Source organism: Nocardia sp. NPDC050435 (assembly GCF_040655395.1).
In the GTDB taxonomy this organism is placed as follows: domain Bacteria; phylum Actinomycetota; class Actinomycetes; order Mycobacteriales; family Mycobacteriaceae; genus Nocardia.
On record NZ_JBFAJW010000006.1, the window covers coordinates 97,968 to 124,363 of the forward strand.

General features: G+C 70.7%; 25 protein-coding genes. 6 read left to right on the top strand and 19 right to left on the bottom strand.

The genetic code is table 11. The annotated features are described in order from the left end of the window. Positions 1-24: 24 nt before the first annotated feature. Positions 25-648, bottom strand: a complete 624-nt coding sequence (locus AB0I43_RS19795) for a riboflavin synthase (protein WP_356978131.1) — start codon at positions 646-648, stop codon at positions 25-27. 539 nt (positions 649-1,187) lie between these two features. Between AB0I43_RS19795 and AB0I43_RS19800 the strand changes: the two genes are divergently transcribed. After that, positions 1,188-1,595 (top strand): hypothetical protein, encoded by a 408-nt coding sequence (locus tag AB0I43_RS19800; protein WP_356978133.1) that lies wholly within the window; start codon positions 1,188-1,190, stop codon positions 1,593-1,595. 45 nt (positions 1,596-1,640) lie between these two features. Here the strand turns inward: AB0I43_RS19800 and rpe are convergent, their stop codons facing one another. Continuing rightward, positions 1,641-2,294, bottom strand: a complete 654-nt coding sequence (rpe, locus tag AB0I43_RS19805; protein ID WP_356978254.1) for a ribulose-phosphate 3-epimerase — start codon at positions 2,292-2,294, stop codon at positions 1,641-1,643. 186 nt (positions 2,295-2,480) lie between these two features. On the opposite strand from rpe, the gene AB0I43_RS19810 reads away from it, so the two are divergent. Continuing rightward, entirely contained in the window at positions 2,481-2,849 is a 369-nt protein-coding gene (locus tag AB0I43_RS19810) for an anti-sigma factor (protein ID WP_356978135.1), read from the top strand. Next, positions 2,849-3,745, top strand: coding sequence for an RNA polymerase sigma factor SigF (locus AB0I43_RS19815; protein WP_356978137.1), 897 nt, complete (start codon positions 2,849-2,851; stop codon positions 3,743-3,745). Before AB0I43_RS19810 ends, AB0I43_RS19815 begins: the two co-directional genes overlap by 1 nt. Here the strand turns inward: AB0I43_RS19815 and AB0I43_RS19820 are convergent, their stop codons facing one another. The 7 genes from AB0I43_RS19820 to AB0I43_RS19850 all read right to left on the bottom strand — a co-directional run bounded on the left by AB0I43_RS19820 (position 3,746) and on the right by AB0I43_RS19850 (position 10,421). Then, entirely contained in the window at positions 3,746-4,093 is a 348-nt protein-coding gene (locus tag AB0I43_RS19820; RefSeq protein WP_356978139.1) for an MmcQ/YjbR family DNA-binding protein, read from the bottom strand. It abuts the gene before it with no gap. Between the two features lie 110 nt (positions 4,094-4,203). Next, complete coding sequence (locus AB0I43_RS19825; protein WP_356978255.1) at positions 4,204-5,700, bottom strand: transcription antitermination factor NusB; 1,497 nt, start codon at positions 5,698-5,700, stop codon at positions 4,204-4,206. A 589-nt stretch (positions 5,701-6,289) separates the two neighbouring features. Continuing rightward, complete coding sequence (gene fmt, locus AB0I43_RS19830) at positions 6,290-7,213, bottom strand: methionyl-tRNA formyltransferase (RefSeq protein WP_356978141.1); 924 nt, start codon at positions 7,211-7,213, stop codon at positions 6,290-6,292. Beyond that, positions 7,213-7,779 carry a peptide deformylase gene (def, locus tag AB0I43_RS19835; protein WP_356978143.1) on the bottom strand — a complete coding sequence of 189 codons (567 nt, stop codon included), beginning with the start codon at positions 7,777-7,779 and terminating at the stop codon, positions 7,213-7,215. Before def ends, fmt begins: the two co-directional genes overlap by 1 nt. A 190-nt stretch (positions 7,780-7,969) precedes the next feature. After that, positions 7,970-8,998, bottom strand: coding sequence for an alpha/beta fold hydrolase (locus tag AB0I43_RS19840; RefSeq protein ID WP_356978145.1), 1,029 nt, complete (start codon positions 8,996-8,998; stop codon positions 7,970-7,972). A gap of 56 nt (positions 8,999-9,054) precedes the next feature. Next, a complete protein-coding gene (locus tag AB0I43_RS19845) occupies positions 9,055-9,705 on the bottom strand; it encodes a PadR family transcriptional regulator (protein WP_356978147.1) in 651 nt (216 codons plus the stop codon). 143 nt (positions 9,706-9,848) lie between these two features. Next, complete coding sequence (locus AB0I43_RS19850) at positions 9,849-10,421, bottom strand: TetR/AcrR family transcriptional regulator (protein ID WP_356978149.1); 573 nt, start codon at positions 10,419-10,421, stop codon at positions 9,849-9,851. 76 nt (positions 10,422-10,497) lie between these two features. On the opposite strand from AB0I43_RS19850, the gene AB0I43_RS19855 reads away from it, so the two are divergent. Then, complete coding sequence (locus AB0I43_RS19855) at positions 10,498-11,331, top strand: NAD(P)H-binding protein (protein ID WP_356978150.1); 834 nt, start codon at positions 10,498-10,500, stop codon at positions 11,329-11,331. Positions 11,332-11,334: 3 nt separating this feature from the next. Here AB0I43_RS19855 and AB0I43_RS19860 read toward each other — a convergent pair whose 3' ends face one another. From AB0I43_RS19860 to AB0I43_RS19870, 3 genes are all read right to left on the bottom strand, one after another. Further along, on the bottom strand, positions 11,335-13,776 hold the full coding sequence (locus AB0I43_RS19860) for a KR domain-containing protein (protein ID WP_356978152.1): 2,442 nt from the start codon (positions 13,774-13,776) through the stop codon (positions 11,335-11,337). A 169-nt stretch (positions 13,777-13,945) separates the two neighbouring features. Then, positions 13,946-15,175 carry a helix-turn-helix domain-containing protein gene (locus AB0I43_RS19865; protein ID WP_356978154.1) on the bottom strand — a complete coding sequence of 410 codons (1,230 nt, stop codon included), beginning with the start codon at positions 15,173-15,175 and terminating at the stop codon, positions 13,946-13,948. 99 nt (positions 15,176-15,274) lie between these two features. Beyond that, positions 15,275-16,858, bottom strand: coding sequence for an amidohydrolase family protein (locus AB0I43_RS19870; RefSeq protein WP_356978156.1), 1,584 nt, complete (start codon positions 16,856-16,858; stop codon positions 15,275-15,277). Between the two features lie 63 nt (positions 16,859-16,921). Here AB0I43_RS19870 and AB0I43_RS19875 point away from each other — a divergent pair, with 63 nt between their 5' ends. Next, complete coding sequence (locus tag AB0I43_RS19875; protein WP_356978158.1) at positions 16,922-17,734, top strand: GNAT family N-acetyltransferase; 813 nt, start codon at positions 16,922-16,924, stop codon at positions 17,732-17,734. Between the two features lie 515 nt (positions 17,735-18,249). On the opposite strand, the gene AB0I43_RS19880 is transcribed toward AB0I43_RS19875, so the two are convergent. The 6 genes from AB0I43_RS19880 to mihF all read right to left on the bottom strand — a co-directional run bounded on the left by AB0I43_RS19880 (position 18,250) and on the right by mihF (position 24,695). After that, the gene (locus AB0I43_RS19880; protein WP_357432498.1) at positions 18,250-20,631 is read right to left on the bottom strand and encodes a primosomal protein N'; all 2,382 of its coding nucleotides are present in this window, start codon (positions 20,629-20,631) and stop codon (positions 18,250-18,252) included. Positions 20,632-20,697: 66 nt separating this feature from the next. Beyond that, complete coding sequence (metK, locus tag AB0I43_RS19885; RefSeq protein WP_356978160.1) at positions 20,698-21,912, bottom strand: methionine adenosyltransferase; 1,215 nt, start codon at positions 21,910-21,912, stop codon at positions 20,698-20,700. 278 nt (positions 21,913-22,190) lie between these two features. Continuing rightward, positions 22,191-23,411: a bifunctional phosphopantothenoylcysteine decarboxylase/phosphopantothenate--cysteine ligase CoaBC gene (coaBC, locus tag AB0I43_RS19890; RefSeq protein WP_356978259.1), complete on the bottom strand. Its 1,221-nt coding sequence runs from the start codon at positions 23,409-23,411 to the stop codon at positions 22,191-22,193. 51 nt (positions 23,412-23,462) lie between these two features. After that, positions 23,463-23,738: a DNA-directed RNA polymerase subunit omega gene (rpoZ, locus tag AB0I43_RS19895; protein ID WP_356978162.1), complete on the bottom strand. Its 276-nt coding sequence runs from the start codon at positions 23,736-23,738 to the stop codon at positions 23,463-23,465. A gap of 43 nt (positions 23,739-23,781) precedes the next feature. Then, positions 23,782-24,363, bottom strand: coding sequence for a guanylate kinase (gmk, locus tag AB0I43_RS19900; protein ID WP_356978164.1), 582 nt, complete (start codon positions 24,361-24,363; stop codon positions 23,782-23,784). Positions 24,364-24,371: 8 nt separating this feature from the next. Then, on the bottom strand, positions 24,372-24,695 hold the full coding sequence (mihF, locus tag AB0I43_RS19905; protein WP_194813993.1) for an integration host factor, actinobacterial type: 324 nt from the start codon (positions 24,693-24,695) through the stop codon (positions 24,372-24,374). 438 nt (positions 24,696-25,133) lie between these two features. On the opposite strand from mihF, the gene AB0I43_RS19910 reads away from it, so the two are divergent. Beyond that, positions 25,134-25,475, top strand: a complete 342-nt coding sequence (locus AB0I43_RS19910) for a hypothetical protein (protein WP_356978166.1) — start codon at positions 25,134-25,136, stop codon at positions 25,473-25,475. Positions 25,476-25,552: 77 nt separating this feature from the next. Here AB0I43_RS19910 and pyrF read toward each other — a convergent pair whose 3' ends face one another. Further along, positions 25,553-26,377, bottom strand: coding sequence for an orotidine-5'-phosphate decarboxylase (gene pyrF, locus AB0I43_RS19915; RefSeq protein WP_356978168.1), 825 nt, complete (start codon positions 26,375-26,377; stop codon positions 25,553-25,555). Positions 26,378-26,396: the final 19 nt, after the last annotated feature.

The following is a 26,396-nucleotide window of genomic DNA, read 5'->3' on the forward strand; positions in this document are numbered from 1 at the left end:
TTCGGCGACGCCCGCGGCAGGCGCTCAGCCGCGCTGTTGCAGCCGCTCGACGTACTTGGCGATCACGTCGACCTCCAGGTTGACCCTGGTGCCGACGGCGGCCGCGCCCAGATTGGTCAGCGACAGCGTGGTCGGGATGAGCGAGACCTCGAACCAATCCCGCGCGCCGTCGGCGGCGGGCTCCTCGGACCGGCCCAGGCCCGAGACCGTGAGCGAGATCCCGTCCACGGTGATCGAGCCCTTCTCCACCACGTACCGGGCGATCGCCTCGGGCAGCGAGACGCGCACGATCTCCCAGTTCTCCGAGGGGGTGCGGGCCAGCACGGTGCCGGTGCCGTCGACGTGGCCCTGCACCAGGTGCCCGCCGAGGCGGCTGTTCAGCGCGGCGGCGCGCTCCAGGTTGACCCGGTCGCCCGCGCCGAGGCCGCCGATGCTGGAGCGGTTCAGCGTCTCCTGCATGACGTCGACGGTGAAGCTGTCGCCGTCGACGACGTCGACGACGGTCAGGCAGACGCCGTTGACCGCGATGGAGTCGCCGTGGCCGGCATCGGAGGTGACGAGCTTGCCCCGGATGGTCAGGCGCGCGGCGTCGGCCAGCGGCTCGGTGGCGACGATCTCGCCAAGCTCCTCGACGATGCCTGTGAACATGCGCTGCACTCCCTGTCGCGTTCGTGTTCCCGGTGGGCGGAACAAGCTGGGCCCGGCTGCTATTCCCCGCGCTCGCTCCCAGACTAACGACGCCCGGTCGTAGGGCGGCAGCGCGGTTCCGCCCAGCGGCCGATGCGGGATGGAACCGACCACGCGACCGGCAAGCCCGGCGGGTTTCTATACAGCGATACGAAATAGCGGACTATTTACCAGCCCGATATAAACAGACTGCCCAGAATTTCCGCGCATCACGGACGAATCAAGACCATTTCGCCGGAGCGCCGAATCCGCCTGGTACCCAGCGGAAAACACGCCCACACATTCCCCTTGCATCCAAACGGAAATGGATGCAGGATTGTTATGTACACGATCCACACCGTTCGAATTTTGTTCCCCAGTCGGCCATGAAACGGCTTCCACCAGCTGGAAGAGGATCTCGACACCATGGAAAATCCACCACTCACCGGGGGTGCTGCGTGACCACGCTTCTCGACGCGAAGCTGGAAGTTCGCTGCGATCAGTACTGCAACGATTTTCAGATGCCGGCTTCGATCGACCCGGCCTCGCGCCACATTCTGTTGCACATCGGCCAGCACTACGGCGCCATCACGATGCCGTCGGATCTGGGCGAGCAGGTGCAGCGGCGGTTGCAGTCCGCCCGGCTCGCCGCGCCCGTCGTGCACCACCCGCGCGCCGGCAGCTGGACGTTCATCACCGGTCCGGCCTCGGAGGCGCTCACCACGCACGTCTCCGCCGAACTGTTCCGCCTCTACGCCACGGTCGCGTGTGCCGGCAGCCAGGTCGTGCTGCCCTCCGCCGACGACGAGCGCACCGGCTACCGCGTCTGGGTGCAGCAGCCCGAGAACGCCACCACCCTGCCGCCCATCAACGCGGTCATCGAGGCGACGCGGGCGCTCGGCGCCCGGCGGAAATCACAGTACAACTAGCGTTTTCACGCTTCGGGCGCTGAATCGTCCAGCGCCCGAAGCGGATCAGGCCCAGTGCGCGGCGGCCTGGTGGCGCAGCTTCTCCACCGTCGCCCCCGGATCGGCCGTGTTGTAGACCGCCGAACCCGCGACGAAGCAATCGATACCGGCCTCGGCCGCCTGCTCGATGGTGTCGGCGTTGATCCCGCCGTCGATCTCCACCAGCAGGCGCAGCTCACCGGCATCGACCAGGTTGCGCACGATGCGCGCCTTCTCCAGCACGTGCGCGATGAACGACTGCCCGCCGAAACCCGGCTCGACACTCATCACCAGCAGCGTGTCGAAGTTCTTCAGGATCTCCAGGTACGGCTCGATCGGTGTGTTCGGCTTCACCGACAGTCCGGCCTTCGCGCCCGCCGCGCGGATATCGCGCGCCACCGACACCGGATCGTCGGTGGCCTCGGCGTGGAAGGTGACGTTGTAGGCGCCCGCCTCCGCGTACGAGGGCGCCCAGCGGCCCGGATCCTCGATCATCAGATGGCAGTCCAGCGGAATGTCGGTCGCCTTCAGCAGGCTCTGCACCACGGGCAGGCCCAGCGTGAGATTCGGCACGAAATGCGCGTCCATCACGTCCACGTGCAGCCAGTCGGCGGTCGCGACGGCCCGGGTCTCGTCCGCGAGACGAGCGAAGTCGGCGGACAGGATGGAGGGCGCGATCATCGGCTCGGCCGGGCGCGAAAACGTGGGTGTGGACACAAGGCGGGAGTGTACCGAGGGCCGCTCCGGGGAGCCGAACGTGCCTACAGACCAGGCAAACTGTGATTGCGGCGCAGTGGAATGGGTAGCCTTGTCGGGGTGATCAATATTTCGGCGGAACAGGGGACCAGCTCCCCCGTGGAGATTCGGGTGGCCGCATCGGTCACACAGCTGCCCATCGTGCGCGGGCTCGCCGAAACTCTCGTCCTACTCAGCGAATTCACCCTCGACGAGGTCGCCGACATCCGGCTGGCCGTCGACGAGGTGTGCTCGACCCTGATCGCGGTCGCCAAACCGGGCTCCAGCCTGCACTGCCGGTTCACCATCGGCGACACCGAGCTGCTGGTGCACGTCAGCGGCATCGCGGGCGCCGAGGGCATGCCGGACCAGCGCAGCTTCGGCTGGCACGTGCTGCGCACCCTCACCGACTCGGTGCAGGCGACGCAGGACCCCTACGATTCGGCCGCCTCCGGATATCCGACGTCGGTCGAGTTCCGTCGGGTCCGGGGGAAGGCGTAGTGCCCGCAGACGAGACAGTGTTCGAGCCGGATCAGCCCGGTACCAGCGAGACCAAGGAGACCACCGCAGCGGGTGCGGAAGCCGAAGCGGCGCCCACCGACGCCGTGGAAGACGCCGAGACCGTCGAGGAGGTCGGCTCCGGTTCCGGCTACGACGATCTGGGCGCGCTGTTCGAGCGACTCTCGGCCGCCACCGCAGGCACTGCGCAGCACACGGCGCTGCGCGACCAGCTGATCAGCCGCTGCATCCCGCTCGCCGATCACATCGCCCGCAAATTCAGCGGCCGCGGTGAGCCCTTCGACGACCTGACCCAGGTCGCGCGCGTCGGGCTGGTGCACGCGGTGGACCGGTTCGACCCGAGTCGCGGTTCCAACTTCCTGTCCTTCGCGGTGCCGACCATCATGGGCGAGGTCCGCAGATACTTCCGGGACAACACCTGGGCGATGCGAGTTCCGCGGCGGGTCAAGGAGACTCATCTGCGGATCGGCGCCGCCATCGACGCGCTCTCCCAGACCCTGGGCCGCTCCCCCACCGCCAAGGAGATCGCCGCGCACCTCGACGTCGATCCCGACGAGGTCACCCAGGCGGTCATCGCAGGCAACGCCTACCAGCCGAGCTCGATCGACGCCGCCTCGCTGGGCCGCGACACCGACGCCTCGCTGCTGGACACCCTCGGCGAGGAGGAAGGTCAGTTCGAGCGGGTGGAGGAGTACGTCGCGATCCGTCCGCTGCTGGCCGGGCTGCCGGAGCGCGAGCGCCGGATCCTGACCATGCGGTTCTTCGAGTCGATGACCCAGACCCAGATCGCCAAGCAGATGGGCATCTCGCAGATGCACGTCTCGCGCATCCTCACCAAAACCCTTGCCCGCCTGCGCGAACTGTCCGAACGCGAGTAGTCAGCCCGACTGGGCGCGCTGCTTGCGCAGCTTGGCCGGAGCCGCCAGCCACCAGGCGGCGTCGAGCAGTTCGCGCAGCTGGGCGGGATCGATCCGGTCCAGATCGATCAGGATGTAGCCGTACCCGTCGTAGTGCGGGGTGGTGTAGAAGGTCGGGTCCCCCGAGGCCAGCAGCGCTTCCTTCTCCGCCATCTCGCACTGCAGCACCAGCCCGCCCTCGGCCTCGTCCCGCAGCCGCGCGAACCCTTTCCCGCCCACCTTCAGCGCGGGACTACGCCACCAGGTGGACTCCTCCACCTGCGGCAACTCCGTCGCCAACGCGACGACACCCTGCCACGTGATCGCCATGTCCCCAGTCTGCCCGCCGCACCCGGCCCGGGCTTGGACATTTGGAACGCGCGCCCTTCCCCTGCCACGCCGCACGTGGGAGCATCGCCCTCGACGGCGCGACGCCCTCGCTACAGCGGTTTGCGCAGGGCGGCCATGAACATGGCGTCGGTGCCGTGGCGGTGCGGCCAGAGCTGGGCGCCGGGGCCGTCGCCGATGTCGGTGACGCCCGGGAGCAGCGCGCGGGTGTCGAGTTGGGTGGCGCCGGTGCGGCGGACGAAATCGCCGACGACGGAGACGGTTTCGGCCAGGTGCGGGGAACAGGTCGAATAGACGACGACGCCGCCGGGGCGCAGGAGATCCCAGGCCGCGGCGAGCAGTTCGCGTTGCAGGACGACCAGTTCGCGGACGTCGGCCGGGGTGCGCCGCCAGCGGGCTTCCGGACGGCGGCGCAGCGCGCCCAGGCCCGTGCACGGGGCGTCGACCAGGATGCGGTCGTAGCCGGGGGTCAGGCCGCTGGCGCGGCCGTCGACGACGTGCACTTCGACCGGGAGGTCCCGGGTGGATTTGCGGACCAGTTCGGCGCGGTGTTCGGAGGGTTCGACCGCGTCGACGTGGAAGCGGTCGATGGCGGCCAGGGCGCCGAGCAACGCGGCCTTGCCGCCGGGGCCGGCACACAGGTCCAGCCAGCGGCCGTTGTCCGGGCCCTCGAGCGGGGCGCGCGTCAGGCTGAGGGCGACGAGCTGACTGCCCTCGTCCTGCACGCTCGCCAAACCCTCGCGCACCGGCTCGAGTTTGCCCGGATCGCCGCCGTCGAGGTAGACCGCGTAGGGCGACCACTTGCCTTCGTTACCGCCGGTGACCAGCGCCAATTCCTCGGCGGAGATCTCACCCGGCCGCGCCACCAGGTGCACGGACGGACGGGCGTCGTCGGCCGCGAGCGCGTCGCGCAGTTCCGCGGCGCGCACGCCGAGTGCGTCGGCGAACGCCTGCGCGATCCACTGCGGATGCGCGAACTCGAACGCCAGGTGCCCGACCGGATCCGACGGCGCCAGCTCGAGCACCCACTGCTCGGCGGTCTTCTCCCCCGCCCGCCGCAGCACGGCGTTCACGAAACCCGAACGCCCCTGCCCGAATTCGTTGCGCGCCATCGCCACCGAGGTGTCGACCGCGGCATGCGCCCCGATCCGCGTCCGCAGCAGCTGATACACGCCCAGCCGCAGCACATCGAGCAGCCCGCCGTCGATCTCCTCGATCGCCCGCCCGGACCCGGCCTCGATCACCGCGTCCAGCAACCCGAGCGACCGGCAGGCCCCATAGGTGAGCTCGGTCGCCAGCGCCGCGTCCCGCCCCGAAATCCCCCGCTCCCGCAGCAACGCCGGCAACACCAGGTTCGCATAGGCGTCCCGCTCCCGAACGGCCCGCAGCACATCCCGCGCCACCAACCGCACCGGATCCACCCCACCCCGTTCCTTCTGCCGCCCAACACCTTTCGCCTGCGCCCCACGCCCCTTCCCGCCGCCGGACGCCGATCCCTCAGCATCCGCGCGCCCGCGGGCACCAGAGCGCACCGCACCCGAGTTCTCCCGGACAGCACCCGGCGCCGATTCGCCCCGTCGGCCTGCGATGTCACCAGCCTGGGACTGTGCGGAGCCGGTTCGTGGCCGACCAGCGGCTCCCTGTCCGCCGGAACGCGAACCCGGCGACCGATCACCGGAGCCCGATCGCGATTCTTCGGTAGCCGCGCGACCGCCGTCACGGCCACTCGACCGTGGCCCTTCTGCTTTACCGCGCCCGGAATCCCGGCTGCCCGGCCGAGAACCGTCCGCGTTCGCCCGACCGGCCGACTGCGGCGACTTGGCCTGCCCGCTTGTCCGGCGCGGCTGATCGCCCCGCCCGCTCGGGGCCGAGTCGCCGCCGCGGTCGAAGGAGCTGACGCGGCCGACGGCCTTGCGGGGTGCGGCACTTCCCTGTGTGCGGCGCTGGCCGGAGTCGGCGTTTCGCTCCCGGGCGCGGCGGCGATCCTCGGCGCTCATGCGGCTGCCCCGTGGACGCCCGCCACAGCCGCAGACGCGAAGGCGCCGAGAGGTCGCGGGCGCACCCCGGTACCCGGACCGTTCACCGAAACCGTTGTGCCGATCGCTCGTTCGCTCATTACCTGCTCCTCGTTGTCGCTCGATGTCGGCAACACCGCGGTGGCGCCCTGGGTCGGATCGGTCATTCGACGACCGCGCCCGGTTGCAGGCGGGCGCCGCGGGCCCAGTCCAGGGCGGCCATCATGCGCTTGCCCTGGGGCTGGACCTGGTCCAGGCGGATGGCGGTGGTGGCGGTGCCGATGAAGACGCCGGTCTTGCGGACCTCGATGGCGCGGGTCGGCAGTTCCTCCTCGACCATTTCCACCGGGCCCACCTTGAGGCGGGCGCCGGCCACCTCGGTCCAGGCGCCGGGGGCCGGGGTGACGGCGCGGATGCGGCGGCTGATGTTCAGGGCCGGTTCGTCCCAGCGGATGTGCGCGTCCTCGGCGACCACCTTGGGCGCGTGCGAGACGCCCTCGGCGGGCTGCGGAATCGCCTGCAGCGCACCGTCTTCCACGCCGTCGAGGGTGGATTCGAGCAGGCGCGCCCCGCTCTCGGCGAGCCGCCCGAGCAGAATGCCCGCGGTGTCGGTGACCTGGATCTTCTCGGTGACGACGCCGAAGACCGGCCCGGTGTCCAGGCCGGCTTCGATCTGGAAGGTGGAGGCGCCGGTGAACTCGTCACCGGCGTTGATCGCGGCCTGCACCGGCGCCGCGCCCCGCCAGGCGGGCAGCAGCGAGAAGTGCAGGTTGATCCAGCCGAAGCGCGGAATATCGAGGACCCGCTGCGGCAGTAGCGCGCCGTAGGCGACGACGGGACAGCAGTCGGGCGCCAATTCCGTGAGCTGCTCGACGAATTCCGGATCGCCCGCCCGCCGCGGCGTCAGCACCGGGATGCCGTGCGCGTCGGCGAGCTGCCCCACCGGGGAGCGCTGCACCTTGCGCCCGCGCCCGGCGACGGCGTCGGGCCGGGTGACGACGGCGACCACCTCGTGCCGGGTCGAATCGATGAACCGTTGCAGCGACGGCACGGCCGGTTCGGGCGTGCCCGCGAAGACGATGCGCATCAGCGGCCCCGCCCGAACGGGTTGGGCTTGCCGGACTCGCCGGCGCCCCGCGAGGCGCGCACGGTCAGGCCCGCGCTGAACCAATCCGATTCCCGGATGGTGCGCATGGCCTCCTTGCGATCGCCCGGGTCGAGCCGGTCGATGAACAGCACCCCGTCCAGGTGGTCGTTCTCGTGCTGCACGCAGCGCGAGAGCAGATCGGTCGCGTCGAATCGGACCGGCTTGCCCTGCGCGTCCACCCCGGACACCCGCACCCGCAGCGCACGCCGCACGTCGTAGCGCACCCCGGGAATCGACAGGCACCCTTCGGGCCCGACCTGTTCCTCGTCGCCTTCGACCGTGTAGACCGGGTTCACCACGTGCCCCTGCGCGTCGCCGGTGTCGTAGACGAACACCCGCAGCCCGACGCCGATCTGCGGCGCGGCCATCCCGACTCCGCCGTCGTCGTACATGGTGTCGGTCAGGTCCTGGACGAGCTGGCCCAGTTCCCGATCGAACTCGGTGACCTCGGCCGCGCGGGCGCGCAGGACGGGATCGCCGAATAGGCGGACGGGCTGAATGGTCACGGCGGCTCCCGGGAAAACTGGTGGATACGGTCGTCTCATTCTAGTGAGCGACCCGAACCCGCCCGCCGGGCCTCGGAGAATCGCTGCGCGAAGCCGAAGCTTTTCAGATGTCCCAGACGGAAGCCGCCGAAACTGGTAGAAATCCATTGCGGTCCGGGCGGGGTGTCGACCCCTCCGCCCGGCCGCCCGATCAGGAATTGCCGGCGATGATCACCTGCGGGATGCCGGTGCCCAGCGGCACCGCCCGGCACACCGGTTCCGGACTGGCCGGATCCAGGGTCTGCAGGAGCAGGTCGTGCACGAACGGGTCGTACACCATGTGGAAGTGCCCCGTCAGGTTGCTGGGACAGAGGTCCTGCAAGACGAGATTGCGGGCGCCCGGCCCCTGCAGGGCGATATTGCTGAACGGCTGGATCATCTCGTCGACCCGGCTGCCGATGGTGACGTACTGCGGCCCGGCCACCGTGTCACCGCCCGCGTTGAGCTCGGCCATCACCGGTGAGCCCTGCACCTGCTGGATCGCTGCCAGCGAGGTGACGCGAACGAACGCGTCCAGCACCCCGAACGACTGCACGACCGGCACCAGCCCGTACATCACCCCGCCGTAGCTGGGCGAGGCCAGCCCGACCCAGGTGCCCACCTTCGGGGCCCCGCCGAGCTGGTTGACCCAGTACCGGGTGACGTTGGCGCCCTGCGAGAACCCGACCAGATCGACCTGCCGGGCCCCCGTCGCGGCCAGCACGGTGTCGACGAAGTCGCCGATCTGGCGGGCGCTGACGCGCATGTCCTCGGTGCCGTAGGTCTGGGCGCCGGGCGCACCGCCGTAGTTCAGCGCGAAGACGCAGAATCCGGCCGACACCAGCTTGGGGCCGATGGCCGAGTAGTCGGCGTAGGCACTGGAATCGGTGCCGTGCGCGAGGACCACCGGGCGCGGATGCGCCGGATCCGGCGCGCACTCGAAGTTGTTGACGCCCAGCGGAACCGCGCTGGGATGCGTTTTCTGATAGATCGCGGCGGCGAGATGATCCACCTGGACCGGACCGGGCAGGCCCGGGATGTCCGGCAGGCGGTAGCCCGCCACCTCGGCGACCGGTTCCGGCTCGGCTGTGGCGACCCCCGCGCCGGAGCCGACGAATCCGGCTCCGGCCATGGCGAAGGCCAGCAGTACCCGGCCAAACTGTGACTTACCCCAACCCCACGTGCCCCGCGGCTGTTCCATAGCCCAATTATCGACCGAAATGGCGTGAAATGCCTACCGACGCGGGGTGTTTCGTCCTACGACTTTTCGGGGCTGTCGTCTTCGGCGAGGATGCGGTAAAGAGCGCGGCGCGCCTCGGTGAGCACCTCGGCCGCCTTGGCCGCCTGCTCCGGCGTTCCGGCCGCCGCGACCTGTGCCGCGGCACCCATCAGCTGGCCGATCAGACCACGCAGGTCGATCGCCTGATCGCCGACATCACCCTTGACGTCGGCCCAGGGATCACCCAGGTCGTCGCGGTGCTCGGTGACGTAGGCGGTGCCGGCCTCGGTCAGCTGCGCGGTCTTGCGACCGGCCACCTTCTCGATCAGGACCAGGCCCTCGTCCTCGAGCTGGGCCAGCGCGGGGTAGATCGAACCCGGGCTGGGACGCCAGACGTCGTCGCTGCGCTCGCGGATCTGCTGGATCAGCTCGTAGCCGTGCATCGGACGCTCGGTGAGCAGCAGCAGGACCGCCGCGCGCACGTCACCGCGCCGGCCGCGCCCGCCACGGCCGCGACCGCGACCGAAGTGCGGGCCGAAACCGGGACCGAAGCCGGGACCGAACTCGCCCGTACCGAAGCCGCCGCGCCGGCCGTGCCGGTGGTGCGTGTGCCGGTCGGGGCCGAATTCGCCCGGACCGAAGGGACGGCGACCGCGCCGCCCGAATTCTCTGTTCTCGATGTTTTCCATGTCAGCCTCCTTGGGCCTTCGTGTGTATCTCACGCTATCGACGATATATCGACAATCTATCCAACGCAACCCCCGGAACGCACATTCCCCCGGACGCACACAGGCGCGCCCCGTCCGGGACGCGCCTGTGTGATCGAGCGAGACTAGAGCGAGTCGACCCACTCCTGCAGTCGCCTGCCTTCGGTGACCATCAGCTCAGGATCTCGAAAGGCATTGGTGAGCAGTGAGATTCCCTGATAGGAGGCGATCAGCGCGACACCGAGCTCGCGCGCGTCCGCCCGGCCCATGGCCTCGAACTGCTCGGCGGCCCAGCCGACGAGTACACCCATGACCTCGCTGGCCCGGCCCTCGAGCGGGTCGTCCCGCTTGTGCAGTTCCGCCGTGAGCGAACCGAACGGGCAGCCGTAGCGGGCCGCCAGCTCCCGCTCCTCGACCCAGCCCGCGATCAGCCGGTGCAAGCGGTCCCGCGGCGCGGCAAGCTGGTTCAGCTCGGCGATCAGCTCGTCCAGCCCGCGCGCGTGCGCCCCGATCGCGGCGGCGATGAGCTGGTCTTTCGTTTTGAAGTAGTAGTACACGTTGCCGACCGGAACCTCGGCCACGCCGGCGATGTCGGCGATGGTGGTCTTCTCCACGCCCCGCTCGTAGAACACGCGCACGGCGGCCTCGATCAGGCGCTCGCGTTTGCCGGGTTTGGCGCCGGCCACTGAGTTGGTCACCCAACTAACTGTAGACAACCGGGTTCGGACCGGCTACCTTCTTGTTAGTCAGTCAACTAACTCAGGAGTTCGAACAATGATCGTGGTAACCGGAGCGACCGGAAACGTAGGACGCCCGCTGGTGCGGCTGCTGGCGGCGGCGGGCGAGCAGGTGACGGCGGTCTCCCGTCGCCTCCCCGCCGACCTGCCCGCCGGCGCGCGGGCGGTGGCCGCCGACCTGACCGACCCGGCGAGCCTCCCCCTCGCCGGCGCCGAGCGGCTGTTCCTGCTCTTCGCCCCCGATTCCTTCGCGGCCGACGCCGCCGCGATCCTCACGGCCGCACGGGAATCCGGCGTTCGCCGGGTGGTGCTGCTGTCCTCGCAAGGGGTGGGCACGCGACCCGAGAGCGTCTCGCACGGGCAGCTGGGCAAGGCGATCGAGGACGCGGTCCAGCACTCCGGCCTGGAGTGGACGATCCTGCGGCCCGGCGGCTTCCAGTCCAACACCTTCGCCTGGGCGGATTCCGTGCGCGGCGCGCGCGAGGTGGCCGCGCCCTTCGGCGACATCGCCATCCCGTTCGTGGATCCGGACGACATCGCGGCCGTCGCGGCGGCCGCGCTGCGCGAGGACGGCCACCACGGCCGCACCTACGTCCTGACCGGCCCGGCCCCCGAATCCCCGCGCGACCGGGCCGCCGCGCTCGGCGAACTGCTCGGCGAGACAGTGCGTTTCGTCGAGCAGACCCGCGAACAGGCGCGGGCCCAGCTGCTGACCTTCATGCCGCCGGAGGTCGCCGACACCACCTTGGCGGTGCTCGGCGACCCGACCGCCGAGGAGCAGCGCGTCAGCCCCGACGTCGAACGGGTGCTGGGCCGCGCGCCGCTCCCCTACGCCGCCTGGGCCGCGCGCAACCTCCCCGCCTTCCGCTGAGGCTCAGGCCGCGCCGCCGAACGCGCCCGTGACGAGCCGCACGGCGAGTTCGGCGACGCTGGCCGCGTCCAGCAGATCCGACAGGCTCAGGTCCAGGCCGTGGTCCTGGCGCAGCCGGTGGCACAGATCGACCGCGTGCAGCGAGTTCAGCCCCAGCCCGATCAGCGGGCTGTGCCGGTCGAAGGTGTCGGCCGCCGCGCCGAGCATGCGGCCGATCTGCTGCAGCAGATAGTGCTCCAGCGCCGCCAGCGTCCCGGTGGGCGGCGCGGGGGTGGGATGCCCGTTGGGGCTCCAATTCACCACGGCGGCAGGCAGTCCCGTCGCGCGGCGGTGCTCGGCCAGCGCGTCGAGGAAGGCGTTGGCGGCGGCGTCGGCGCCGGGATGCCGCGCCGGATCCGTCGCGACCGGGGCGAGCAGCACGAAGAAATCCAGCGGGCGGGCCGACAGCAACCGGTGCAGCGCCCAGCCGCCGGCCACCTGCGCTCGCAACGCGCGTTCCAGTTCCGCGGGCGAGGGTTCGGCGCCGGCCGGTCCGCCCGCCGCGGCGGCGTGCACCACCCCGGCGAGCGGCCGCGACCGGCGTTCGGCGAGATGCAGGATCCGGGCGACGGCGTGCTCGTCGGCGACGTCGGCGGCATGCTGCTCCACCACCAGACCGGGCATGCGCAAGAACTCCGGCAACTCGGCTTCGCCTGCCCCGGCCCCGAGCACCAGCAGCGATCGGGCGCCGCGTTCGACGAGCCAGCGCGCGCACTGCTCGCCCGGCCCGGCCAAGCCGCCGGTGATCAGATAGGTCACCCCCGACCGGATGCCGCCGCAGAGCGTCTCCGGGTCGGCCCGGTAGACATCGTCCAGTGGCACCAGACGCGGTGCCCACCAGCGGTTCCGGCGCAGCGCGAGCCGAGCTTCGGAGTGCGCGGCTCGGGCCACCGCGGTCAGCCGGGCAGCCTCGTCGGCCCGGGTCGCACCGGTCTCGGGCAGGTCGACCAGGATCACCTCGCGCTGCTGCTCCCGGCCCAGCACCGGCCCGTACCCCCACAGCGCCGCCTGCCAGGGGGCGGCGCAGCGCGGGTCGAGGCCGGCGGCCTGGGCGCCGCGCGTCACCAGAATGGTGGGCACCGCCGCCGGGGTGGCGCGGGCGGTCGCGAGCACGCCCGCGCACAGACCGACCGAGGTCGACAAGACCTCACGGGCCGAGGAGTGCGCGTGCGTGCGCGAACCCAGCGCGGCCAGATTGAGCACGGTGTGCACGGCGGGATCCGGGCCGAGATCGGCACTGATCTCGGCGGCCCCGGCGTGCGGCGCGACCGGGAAGACGCGATAGCCCGCGTTGCGCAGCGCCGCGATCACGGCCGCGTCCAGGTCGGTGCCGCTCTGCCGGATCACCACCCGGCCGGGCTCGTCCCGGGCCTCGGTCCGGAGTTCGACCGCCTGCCAGGCGGTTCGGTACTCGGCGCCGGCGGGCCGGGGCGGTGTGCTCCGCGCGGGCAGCAGACCGGCCTCGCGGCTGGGCAGACCACCGCGGGGATGGAACGGCAAGGCGCGCAGCGGCTTCTCGCGCGCCGGAGGCGGCGCGGCGCGGCGCGCCCGCAGCGGTCCCACCCGCACCCCGGTCAATTCCACGATGGCCGTGCCGTTTTCGTCGTAGACCGTGATGTCGCCGGCGAATCCCGCGTCGTCGTTGCGCACCGCACGCGTCACGCACCAGCGTGGATCCGGCCGGGCGGTGTGGAACCGGACCCGGTCGATGGTCGTGAGCAGCATCGGGCCGTCGGCGGCGGTGGGCAGCAGGGTGAACACCGTCTGGAGGCAGGCGTCCAGGGCGGGCAGCGCCGCGTGCGGGTCGGCGCCGCCGCGGATCCGGGCCACGGTTTCCCCGGGGCCGAACCACATCTCGGCGATCCGCCGGAACTCGCCGACCCACTGGTTGCCGGTCAGATAGTGCTGGTTGTAGAACCGGCCACCGGCTTGCCACCGGGTGCACCGGGCCCGGGCCGCCGCGAGTTCGGGCGGACGATCGCCGGGCGGCGGGTCCTCGGCGCGGGTGTGGGCGAGCACGCTGTCGTCCGGGCCGACAGTGGTCAACCGCCAGGCGTGCTGCTCGGCCTGGGCGACGATCCGGAAGGCGACGCCGCCGCCGAGCCCCGACAGTGTCAGCGATCGACGGAATCGGATGCCGTACAGGGCGATTCGGTCGGTGCCCGAGAGTTCCCGGGCGGCGGCGTGCCACAGCGCCAGCGACACGGCGGGCGACAGCACCGGCTGTCCCGCGCTGAGGTGGCCGAGCAGGTAGCGGTGCCGGGCGTCGAGCCGGCACGGCCATTCGAGCCGGTCCGGGCGCGGCTGAGCCGGGACGCCCAGGATCGGTGCGGCGAGTGGCGCCGGGCCGGATCCGCGCACGGGGCGGCGCGGCTCGGCGGGCTGATTGGTGAGCGGTGTGGTCATGGTCGATCCGTCCTTCGCGTGGCTGGTCAACCGACCATAAGTTCGCTCGCGAGGTCGACAGGCCACCCCGGCGGGCGGCCATTTCCGCACCGGAACACGGTGTCGCGCCGGGCATTCGCTCGGATCCAACTCGAGCGGGAGAATCCGGCCCAAATGGATTTGGATTCGTTCAGGCCAGTCCGGCGACGGTGAGCAGCGCGGCCAATTCCCGTCGCACCAGATGATGGTCGCGGCGGGCCAGGCGTTGCAGCGTGCGATGCACCAGCCAGTCGTAGCGGATGTCCTCCGGGCACGCCTGACAGGCGCGTTGCAGCGCGAGCACCGCGGCGGTGTCGTCCCCGAGCAGCGCGTAGACGTGGGCGATGGTGGTGTAGTAGCGCACGCGCTGCTCGATCGAGGCGGTGTCGGCCAGTTCCACCTGGGCGGCGCAGCGCACCGCGTCGCCCAGGCGGCCGAGCCGGACCGCGATGTCGATCTCGGCGATGGCCACCTCCGCTACGCCGAACCAGACGTCGCGCCGCTCGGGTGTGGCCGCGTCCAGGCCGGACGCGGTAGTGCGCGCGGCCGTGACGAGATCCTGGCTGCCGATCGCGTCGCCCATGCCTGCCGCGCCGTAGGCGGCGATCAGTTGCAGCGCGCCGAGCACCGACTGGCCCGCGCGCACCGGCGTCAGCCGGCGGGCCGCGGCGAGGGCGTAGTCGCGGCATTCGGCGTGATAGCCGAGATTGTTCAGGGCCGCGGCGACGTGCCAGGCGCTCACCGCGACCGGAATCGGCTGCTTGGCGTCGGCGAAGATGCCGACCGGGCGGTCCGCCACCAGCCAGGCCAGGTGATAGTCGCCGACGCGGGTCAGCAGGAACCGCGCCAGGTGATAGGACTCGGCCAGCAGCACTCCGGCATCGTGGGCGGACCCGCTCGCAGTGGTGCGGGTCGCCGCGCGCAGCGACCGCGCCGAGCGCATCACCTGCGGCAGCTGCGTGGTGAGCCGGGAGTAGCGATCCGGCGCGCCGAGCCAGGCCTGCCAGCACTGCTCGAGCGCGGCCCGCACCTGCGCCGGCGGTGGCGGCGGCCCGGCGGCCTCCGCGCCGAACGCGCGCGCCGTCGGGTGATCCATGATCGCGTGATTGAGCGGCGTCAGCACCGGGGCGATGTCGCGGGCGGCCGAGCGGCTCGAGGTCGGGTGCCCGAGCAGCGCCGTCGGATCGTCCAGGTGCAGCACCTCGGCCATCCGGTAGAGGGCGGCGATGCTGTCGAGCTCGCGATGCCCACGCTCGATCTGCCGCAGCCATTCCTCGCTGCGACCGGCCAACTGCGCCACGACCCGGCGAGAAAGCCCGAGCCTGCGCCGCCGGATCTCGATCCGCTCGCCGACGGTGAGCGGCCGCCCGGTGGTTGCCACGTCAAGTCCTTCCTCGCGGGCGCCCGGCGTGGGTTTCCCCCTCGACCGGGCGGGACTTGCGGGTAACGGTATCCGAAACGCGTTCCCGTCGTTGACGTTTCAGCACGCGGACAACACCGTGCCCGGTAGTCGCCCGGTCCGGCGGCCGCCGGTGAGCACCGGCACGCCGCCGACCACGACATCGTCGATGCCGGCGGCGGGCTCGCGCGGTGCCGCGTAACCGGCGCGGTCGCGGACGGTGCGCGGATCGAGGACGACCAGGTCGGCGGCCTTGCCCCGGGCCAGCACGCCCCGGTCGGTGAGCCGGAATCGGCGCGCGGGCCGCGCGGCCAGGTGCACGGCGGCCTGCGCCCAGGTCCAGTCGCCGAGTTCGCGGCAGTGCCGCGCCAGCATTCGCGCGAACGCGCCGTACCCGCGGGGATGCGGGCGACCGCCCAGGTAGATGCCGTCCGAGCCGCCCATGTGGGCTTCGTGGCGGAGCAGGCAGCGCACCGAATCCTCCAGGGCGCGTTCGGGGTAGTCGAAGACGATCCCGACGTCGAGTTCGGCGTCGATGAGCAGGTCGGCGCAGAACGCGGCCGGGCGGCGGCCGGCCCAGCGGGCGGCGATGTCCAGCGGCAGTCCCTCCGCCCAGTGGTAGCGGCCGGGCACGTGCGCGAGAATGCAGCCGTGCCAGCGGCTCTCGTCGAAGCGAGTGTCCAGCAACTCCCGGACCGACCGGTCCGACAGGGCGTCCAGGGTGCCGTCCAGGTCGGCGGTCGCGAGCCACTCCGGCAGCATTTTGGCGAGAATGCTGCATCCTCGGAGATACGGATAGGTGTCGAAGGTGACATCTTGACCGGCGGCGCGGGCGGTGTCGACCAGCCCCGCCAGCATCTCCCCGGGGCCGTGATAGTGCGAGATGTGCACGGCCGCGCCGCTGATCCGGCCGATCGCGCACGCCTCCGACATGCCCTTGTCGGCGGCGTCGCCGTAGGTGCGCATGTGCGTCACATAGGGCAGCCCGCGCCGGGCCGCCGGGGCACAGAGTGCGCCCAGCTCCTCGGCGTCGGCGAATCTGCCTGGCAGGTAACCTAATCCGGAGGAGACGCCGACCGCGCCCTGCTCCAGGCCCTGCTCGACCAGCGCGACCATCGCGGCGAGCTGACCGGCGTCCGGTGCGAGCGGCGAGCCGCCCATCACGCTGTAGCGGACCGTGCCGTGGGGAACCAGGTACGCGGTGTTCACGGCCGTGGTGTGGTGATAGCACGACAGTAGCTCCGCGACCGTCACGCCGGCGTCCGAACAGGTGAGCGCCGGCGGGACAGGGCCGTTGACAGCGGCGAAATAGCGTGCCACCCAGCGCAATGCCGCCGGGGTGGCCGGCGCGAAGGACAGCCCGTCCTGGCCCAGGACGAAGGTCGTCACCCCTTGGCGCAGGCTCGCCAGCTGCACCGCTGGGTCGAGCACCGCGCTCTCGCCGTGCACGTGCGCGTCGATGAAGCCCGGCAGGACATAACGACTGGTCGCGTCGACCTCGGTCGCGGCTCGCACCCCGGCCAGGTCGCCGAGAACGCGGATACGGCCGCCCGCGATGCCGATATCGGCGCGGTAGCCGGGGCCGCCGGTGCCGTCGAAGACCGTGCCGCCGCGAATCAGCACGTCGAATGTCACGGTATTGCCGACAGTTTGGCCGTTGGTCACGCCCTGGAAACTGGAAGCCGTTGGGGCTGGCCCATTGCCGGGCAAGGTGGGTACGGTGAGGGGGTGACCACGGTAGTCCGGCAGGTACTGGTCAGCGAATTGACCAGCGCCGACACCATGCGCGACCCAATCGCCCTCTATCGCCAGGTCTTTCGGCTGTGTACCACCGATCCCGCGCCCAGTCCGCGGCTGCTCGTGTCGCTGGTGCGTAACGGCGGAATTGCTGTCGGAGCCCACCTGGACGGGGAATTGGTCGGGTTCAGCTACGGTTTCCCGGGCCGGGCCCCGATCGGGCACCTCGACGCCCAACGCGCCTACCACTACATGGAACTGCTCGTCGTGCGGCCCGACTGCCAGAACTCCGGGATCGGCCGCACCCTCATGCAGCAGGTGCGCGCCATCGCGATACGCCGTGGGCTGCAACGTATCTACTGGGCCTACGATCCGCTGCGCGCCGCCAACGCGCACTTCTACCTCGACGTCATCGGCGCCTGCGGCTACGAGTTCATCGACAACATGTACGGGGTCGAGGACACCGGGCGCGACCGCGGCTTCCCGACGCACCGCGTCGTCGCCCGCTGGGATCTGGACGCGCCCCAGCGGCACTGGCCGGAACCGCCGCCCGGCCTCGCGCTCGGGGTGCCCGTCCGCGATCACCGGGTCGGCTACGACTCGATGCTGCTCGCCATCCCCGACGAGTGGGAGTATCGCGGCGGGGCCGCCACCGTCGCGCTGCATCGCGATCTGTGTGCGGTCGTGCACGAGTTGATGGCCGGAGGGTACCGGGCGGTTTCCTGCCGGCGGGTCGGTGGTGGGCTCGCGGTCTATCGACTCGTGTGCGGCCCGGTCACCGCGGGTCACACCCTGCCCCTGTGAGTACCGGAACTCCGGAATCAGCCATGCCGCATCGCCCCCGATCGCGTCCACGACGTGTGGAAATACAGTCCACGGTACGCGTTGCCGCGCTCCATCGTCACGTTCCGGCCCGGCCTCCGCCGCAGGCTGTGCGCTTCCGAGCCCAGCCGGTAGAATGCGAAGGTCACCTAGTGATGCTGGGCGGCAGGGGCGCCGCTGCAACGACGCCCCCGCCTGGTGGGTTACCTAGCCCGCAACCAGCGGACCAGCAAGAGCGCACCGGCGATTACGGCAGTACCTGCTAAGAAGATGCCGTAATCGACCGGTGCCTTGCTCTTTGCCCGGCGATGCTTCGCCATTCCCCACCACCTCCCTTCTCGGCACGTTGCGGCGTGGACCGGCTGCCGCAGCGTCCCTGGATGAGAGGCTGTCGTCACTCTACCCGTCTTCGCCACCGAGAACTGTTGGCAGACAAGGGATTACGCGACACGCGACAAAGCGGACGAACAGCGCGTGTCGGACACACGCGTGGGCCGTCAGCCGATGTCGATGGGGTCGATCTGAACCCGCAACGGCGCGTCCGAACGGTGCGTACTGCGGACGGCCTGGGCGGCGGTGAGGGACTTCGCCAGCGCCGCACCGGCGCGCCGGTGCACGCGCAGCAGCATGCGTTCGACTTCGGCCGGATCGTCGCCGCTGGAGAAGGGCTTGCGGGCGCCGGGGGGCAGCGGGACCGGACCCAGCACTTCGACGTCGCCGGGAAGCTCTGCGGTGGACAGCAATTCGGCGATCGACTCGGAGGTGCCGTCGATGGCGGCGAGGCGAACGGCGGGCGGGAAGCCGACTTCCGCCCGGGCCTCCACCTCGGCGCGGGCATGCCAGATCGGATCCCAGCGGATCAGCGCCTGCACGGTGGGGACCGAAGGCTCGGCCATCACGATGACCTGGCCGCGTGCCCGGACCAGGGCGGCGGCTGACATCCAGCGGCGCAGGGCGTCCTCCGCGGTGCGCAGGTCGGCGCGGCCCAGCAGGGCCCAGCCGTCGAGCAGCAGCGCCACCGCGTAACCACCGCGCACCAGCGGTTCCGCACCGACCGTCGCGACGACCACCTGGGGGCCCGGCTCGACCGTGTCCAGCACCATGCCGCCGCCGGAACCCTTGATCGGAACGCCCGGGAACGCCCGGCCGAGTTCCTCGGCGGTGCGCACCGCGCCGATCACGACCGCGCGCAGGGCTCGCGAGGCGCAGGCCGGGCAGCGGTAGGCGGCTTCGACGATGCCGCACCAGCGGCAGCTCGGACTGTGCGCCTCGTCCGCGCGCGGCCCCTGCGGTAATGCCAAGGGTCCGTTGCAATGCCGGCAGCGGGCGGGGGTGCGGCACTTGGCGCAGGACAGCGCCGGGACGTACCCGCGGCGAGGCACCTGCACCAGCACCGCCGCGCCCTCTTTGAGTGCCGCCCGCGCGGCCGCGAAGGCGATGCCCGGGATGCGGATGGCGTTGGCGATCGGGTCCCGCTCGAGTGCCCAGTCGCTGTCGCCCGGGGCGCTGATGCGCGGCGTCGCCTGGCGCAGCACCTCCCGGTCGGCGACCAGGTCGTGGGCCCAGCCCGAGTCGACCACCGCCTGGATCTCCGCGGTCCGCGCGAATCCCGCGGCCACGAACGCCGCCCCCGTCTCGTGCGCCCGCAGCATCGCCACCTCCCGCGCGTGCGGATACGGCGCGCGCGGTTCGGCGTAGGTGTCGTCGCCGTCATCCCAGATGGCGATCAGCCCGAGGTCTTTCGCGGGCGCGAACACCGCCGCCCGCGTCCCCACCACGATCCGCGCACTCCCCCGCAACACCGACAGCCACCGCCGGTACCGCGCCGAAGGCCCCAACCCTGCCGACAACCCGACCGCCGAATCCCCCACCAGCCGAACACATTCCGTCAGCAGCCGATCCAGATCCCGCTGATCCGGCACCAGCAGCACCGCACTCCGCCCAGCCGCCACCACAGTCGCCGCCAACTCCGCCAGCCGCGCCGCCCAATCCTCCCCCGGCAACGCCTGCCAACCCGCCCGCACCCCCTTCCCCTGCCCCAACGCCGAAACAAACGCTCCCCCATGCACATACCGCCCCCACGCCCCCTCCGCGAACCCCTCGACCCCACCTTCCCCGGCCCGCTCCGAGCCGCGACCTGTCACATCGCTCGCCAACTCGGATCCGCCGACCTCGGCAGCCGAATCGTCGGCCGCAGCACTGGGCGCCGACGCCGGACCGGAACCAGCTCCCGCCACACCCATCGATTGCGCCCCAGCCTGTTCTGTCGCACGCGCTTCGGACGCAGCGGGATCACTCGCACCGAGTACCGGGTCGGGCACGTCGGTGCTCGACGTCGGGTACGCCTCAGACGAAGGAACATCCGCAGAGCCGGAGTCTGCGGCGGGGGGTGAAACCGAGGGCTGGGCGGCGTCATTCGGTGTGGGTGGGCCCGTCGCGCCGTCGGCGGAGGGCCGGGGCGGTTCGGGCGAATCCGCTTCCGGTTCGTCCAGATCGATCGGGGTGGCGGCCGAGACCTTCGCCGATTTGGCGGACTTCTTGGCGGACCTCGGTTTTCCGGTTTCCGCGCCCGCGTGGCGAGGTGGGATGGCCAGGCGGAGGACGTCGGCGCGGGTGCCGGCGTAGCGGGCGGCTACGGCGGTGGCGAGGTCGCGGATTTCGGGGGTGAGGACTTGTTCCGGGGAGACGACGCGTTCGAGTTTGACGAGTTTGCCCGCGTGGTCGCTTTTTTCGAGGCGCTCGAGCAGGTAGCCGTCGACGAGGCGGCCGGCGAAGCGGACGCGCACCCGGACGCCGGGGCGGGCGATCTCGTCGAACTCCGGCGGGACCAGGTAGTCGAAATCGCGGTCGAGGTGGGCAGGCGACAACAGCGGGAGCACCCGGGCGATCGGGTGTCCCGCTGTTGTCGGTGTCGTATCCGCGATGTCGACCACGCGGCCGGTGGGTTAGAGCCCGGCGGCGGCGCGGAGCTTGTCCGCCCGGTCGGTCCGCTCCCAGGGGAGATCGACGTCGGTGCGGCCGAAGTGACCGTAGGCGGCGGTCGGCGCGTAGATCGGCCGCAGCAGGTCCAGATCCCGGATGATCGCGCCCGGACGCAGGTCGAAGACCTCGCTGATGGCCGCGGAGATCTTGGTCGGGTCGATCTTCTCGGTGCCGAAGGTCTCCACGAACAGACCCACCGGGGCCGCCTTGCCGATGGCGTAGGCGACCTGGACCTCGACGCGCTCGGACAGACCCGCCGCGACGACGTTCTTGGCGACCCAGCGCATGGCGTAGGCGGCCGAACGGTCCACCTTCGACGGATCCTTGCCGGAGAACGCGCCGCCACCGTGGCGGGCCATGCCGCCGTAGGTGTCGACGATGATCTTGCGACCGGTCAGGCCGGCGTCACCCATCGGGCCGCCGAGCACGAACTTGCCGGTCGGGTTGACCAGCAGGCGCACGTCGGCGACATCGAGTGGGTTCGGCAGGTTCAGCTCGGCCAGCACCGAATCGACGACCTTCTCCCGGATGTCGGGCGCGAGCAGGTTGTCCAGGTCGATGTCGGCGGCGTGCTGGGTGGACACGACGACCGTGTCCAGGCGCACCGGGATGTCGCCGTCGTACTCGATGGTGACCTGGGTCTTGCCGTCGGGCCGCAGGTACGGCAGCACGCCGGACTTGCGCACCTCGGTCAGCCGGCGCGAGAGCTTGTGCGCCAGCGAGATCGGCAGCGGCATGAGCTCCGGGGTCTCGGTGGTGGCGTAACCGAACATCAGGCCCTGGTCGCCGGCGCCCTGCCGGGCGATGGCGTCGTCCTCGCCGCCGACGCGAGCCTCGTGCGAGGTGTCCACGCCCTGCGCGATATCCGGCGACTGCGCGCCGATGGCGACGTTCACGCCGCACGAGGCGCCGTCGAAACCCTTTGCCGACGAGTCGTATCCGATCTCGAGAACCTTCTCGCGGACGATCGTCGGAATATCGGCGTAGGCCGAGGTGGTGACTTCACCGGCGACGTGCACCTGGCCGGTGGTGACGAGCGTTTCCACGGCAACCCGGCTGCGCGGGTCGGCCGCGAGCAGCGCGTCGAGGATGGAATCGCTGATCGCGTCACAGATCTTGTCCGGGTGACCCTCGGTCACGGACTCACTGGTGAATAGGCGGCTGCCAGACGTGGGCACAGTTCTTCCCTCTCCCTCAACGGGTCGTATTCGGGTCGGCTCGATCGTGCGGAGACCGCACCATCACAACCCTTCTCAGACTATTCCAAACCATCGACACGACGACCCAGGTCGGATCGCTGTCAGGAGACTATTCGGCGAACCGTCGTCTCCGGCGCAGCATTTGCTGCGTTCGTATCGATCGCGCCGGGCTCGGCCACAGATCGTTAATTCTCAGCGTGTGAACGACATTGACATGCGCAACATCGACATCGCTGGTATCTCGACATCATCCGGGCCTACTTCCGCAGCAGCGGGCCGAGGGCATCCAGCACCCGGCTCGCCAGCAGCGCCTTGGATCCATGGTCGAGAGCCTGTTCTGTGCCGTCGGCGCCGAGCAGCCAGCCGTCGTTGGTATCCACCTCGAACGCCTTGCCCTCGCCGACAGCGTTGACCACGAGTAGATCGCAGCCCTTGCGCGCCAGTTTGGCGCGCGCGTGGGTGAGCACGTCGCCGTGCTCGTCACCGGTTTCGGCGGCGAAGCCGACGATCGCGGTGTCGGTCAGCTGACCGTCGCGGCGGGCCTGCACCAGACCGGCCAGGATGTCTTCGGTCTTGGTGAGGTTGATGACGTCGGGCTCGCCGGCGCCCTTCTTGATCTTGGCCGCGGCCACGCTGGTGGGCCGGAAATCGGCCACCGCCGCCGCCATGATCACCGCGTCCGCGCCGACGGCGTGCTTGTCGACGGCCGTCTTGAGCTGCTCGGCGGTGGTGACGTGCACCAGGTCGACCGCCGCGGGCGCGGCCATCTCGATGGTGTTGCCCGCGATCAGCGTCACCTGGGCGCCGCGCTGTGCGGCCACCCGCGCGAGCGCGTAGCCCTGCTTGCCGGAGCTGCGGTTGCCGAGGAAGCGCACCGGATCCAGCGGTTCCCGGGTGCCGCCCGCGGTGATGACCACGCGGCGGCCTTCGAGATCACGCGGGATGGCGTCGGCGCGTTCCTGCAGCAGCGAGGCCAGGGCGAAGATCTCCTCGGGTTCGGGTAGCCGCCCGGCACCCGTGTCGGCGCCGGTGAGCCGCCCGTGCGCGGGCTCCATGACGATCGCGCCGTGCTTGCGCAGCGTCTCGACATTGGCCTGCGTGGCGGGGTGCTCCCACATCTCGGTGTGCATCGCGGGTGCGAACAGCACCGGGCAGCGCGCCGTCAGCAGGGTGGCGGTGAGCAGGTCGTCGGCGCGGCCCTGCGCGGCACGAGCCATCAGGTCGGCGGTGGCCGGAGCGATGACCACCAGATCCGCCTCCTGGCCCAGCCGCACGTGCGGCACCTCGGGCACATCGGTGAACACGTCGGTGTGCACCGGGTTCCCGGACAGCGCCTCGAAGGTCGCCTTGCCGACGAACTCCAGCGCCGAAGCGGTGGGGATGACCCGGACCTGATGCCCGGTCTCGGTGAATCGCCGGACCAGCGCGCACGCCTTGTACGCGGCGATCCCGCCGCCGACTCCGACGACGATGCGTATGGTCACTGCCCCTCCGGCTGCCTGCTCAACGGACACGAACTCTGCTAGAGCCTATTCGCCTTCGGAGTGCTCGAGCAGATCGGAGTGGATCTCGCGCATCGCGACCGAGAGGGGCTTCTCCTGCAGGCCGGGCTCGACCAGCGGGCCGACGTACTCGAGGATGCCGTCGCCGAGCTGGTTGTAGTAGTCGTTGATCTGGCGCGCGCGCTTGGCCGCGTAGATGACCAGGGCGTACTTGGACGACGTGCGCTCGAGCAGCTCGTCGATCGGCGGGTTGGTCAGGCCGATCGGGGTGTCGTACGCGGGCACGGTCTTGGTGTCGCTCACTTAGGAGGCTCCTGGGAAGTGGGTGTTGGCAGGCGCGCTGCGCCTACATCGAATTTGTGCTAACGAACAAGGATACCAACTGCTCACAGGCGCTGGTCACCTCGTCGTTCACGATGACGATGTCGAACTCGTCACAGGCCGCCATCTCGGTCCGGGCCGTGGCCAGCCGGCGTTCGATCACCTCTGGCGTCTCGGTGCCGCGCGACACCAGCCGGGAGACCAGTTCATCCCAGCTCGGCGGGGCCAGAAACACCAGGGTGGCTTCGGGGATCGCCGCTCGCACCGACCGCGCGCCCTCGAGATCGACCTCGACGAGCACGGGCAAACCCGCTGTCATGGCCTCCCGAACCGGGGCCGCCGGGGTGCCCGAGCGCTGCAACCCGCCATGGATGTCCGCCCATTCGAGCAGTTCGCCCGCCTCGATCATGGCGTCGAACTCGACTCGGGACACGAACCGGTAATCGCGGCCGTCGACTTCCCCGGGCCGGGGGGCCCGGGTAGTCGCGGACACACTGAAGACCAGTTGCGGCAGACGTTCCCGCACGCACCGCACGACCGTGGACTTGCCGACGGCCGAGGGGCCGACCAGTACAACCAGTCGACCCTTCCGCGTGTGTTCGATCACCCTGGTAATCAGGAGGCGTCGAAGTCGAATCGCGTCAGCAGCGCCTTGCGCTGCCGGTCGCCCAGCCCACGCAGACGCCGCGTGGGGGCGATCTCCAGCTCGCTCATGATCTCGGCAGCCTTGACCTTGCCAACCTTCGGCAGGGCCTCGAGCAGAGCCGACACCTTCATCTTGCCGAGAATCTCATCGGTCTCGGCATCCTTGAGGACGCTCTTCAGGTCGGTGCCACCGCGCTTCAAGCGCTCCTTGAGCTCCGCCCGAGCGCGGCGAGCGGCAGCCGCCTTCTCCAAAGCAGCGGCGCGCTGCTCGTCAGTCAGCTGGGGAAGGGCCACGGTTCCTCCGTCTCATCGTTTATTGCATCAACCCTGCCAGTAACCCGGCAGTCTCAGCGACCGTACCCACGTCGGCCCGCGATTGCGAACCCACCCCCCAGGTCAGCGCATGATTCGCCGATGTCGTAAGGGTGTGCGCGCGTGGATGCGAACGACGCCCCGGTTACGCTGGCGATCTTGTTGGGCGGGCCCCGAAATGTGTTGGTACCAGGCACTTTTCGATGACGGAATGGGTTAGCGGAATAGTTGCGGCACCGGGTTTCCGCTGCGTAGCAAACCGTCACGTGCGCGACCAGGAAGTTTCTCGAATTTTTCCGCGTGTCGCCGCTTTTTCTCGCGTGTCGGATCGAACACATGTCCACGGGGTTGTAACGCACGGACCGCGGGAACCGGTGCACATCGCAAGGTCATAGGTTCATCCAACGATTGGAATCCGCCGTGCGCATTACCGCAAGAACCCTCTCCCTGTGTCTGGCCGCACCCGTCGTCGCCCTCGCGCTGACCGGTGTCGCCTCCGGCACCGCCGCCGCGGCACCCGGCCCGGACGGCTGCGAAGGGTCGATGAACGCGGGCTTCGCCTACAACGGCAACTGCCAGGGCGGCACGGGCACCTACCGGCTCGAGGTCGACTGCTTCGGCTACAACCTGAGCCCGTTCGCGATCGGCCCCTACACGGTCCGCAAGGATTTGCCGGTCGGCCAGGCCGGGACCGTGGCTTGCTTCGGCCCGAACTGGTCCTCGGCCGGATGGGGCTCCGGCGGCCGCGTCTTCCGGCTCTAGGCACACAGACTCCGACGGCGCTCAGAAGGGCTTCTGAGCGCCGTCGGAGGCGTTTTACGGGCGTATCGCGGCGCGGCCTAGGCGCGCAGGAAGGCGAAATCCTCCTGCAGCGCGCCCACCTTGGCCCGCAGCGCCTCCACCGTCGGCCCGGCGGTCAGTACCTCGCGCGAGGCATTGGGCACGACCAGGCGCAACGCCGATTCCGGGACCAGCGCGCGGATCGACTCCGCACCGCCGCCCTGCGCGCCCACGCCGGGCATCAGGATCGGGCCGCCGAGCCCGGACACGTCCAGAGGTTCGGTCAGCGTCGCACCGAGAACGATGCCGACCGAACCGAATTCGTGCCCGGCGTTGCGCCGGGCACACTCCTCGACGATCCCCTGGGCGACGGTGCGCCCGTCCGCGTCCCGCGCCCGCTGCACCTGCGCCCCTTCCGGATTGGACGTGGCGGCCAGCACGAACAGCCCCCGGCCGTTGCGCTCGGCCAGCTCCAACGCCGGTGCCAGGGAACCGAATCCGAGATACGGCGAGACCGTCACCGAGTCGCTGCCGAGCGGGCCGTCGCCGAGCCAGGCCCGGGCGTAGGCGTCCATGGTGGAGCCGATGTCGCCGCGCTTGGCGTCGGCCAGCACCAGGGTGCCCGCACCGCGCAGATCCGCGATGGCACGCTCGAGCACCGCCAGCCCGCCGGACCCGTAGGCCTCGAAGAACGCCACCTGCGGCTTGACCAGCGCGACCGTGCCGATGAACGCGTCGACGCAGAGCTCGGTGAACTTCGCCAGACCGGCCACGTCGTCGGTCAGCCCCCAGGACTCCAGCAGCCCCGGGTGCGGATCGATGCCGGCGCACAGCGGACCGAGCTGCCCCATCGCGTCCTGCAGGCGGCTTCCGAAAGTGGGCATGAGTCCTCCTGTGTCGGTG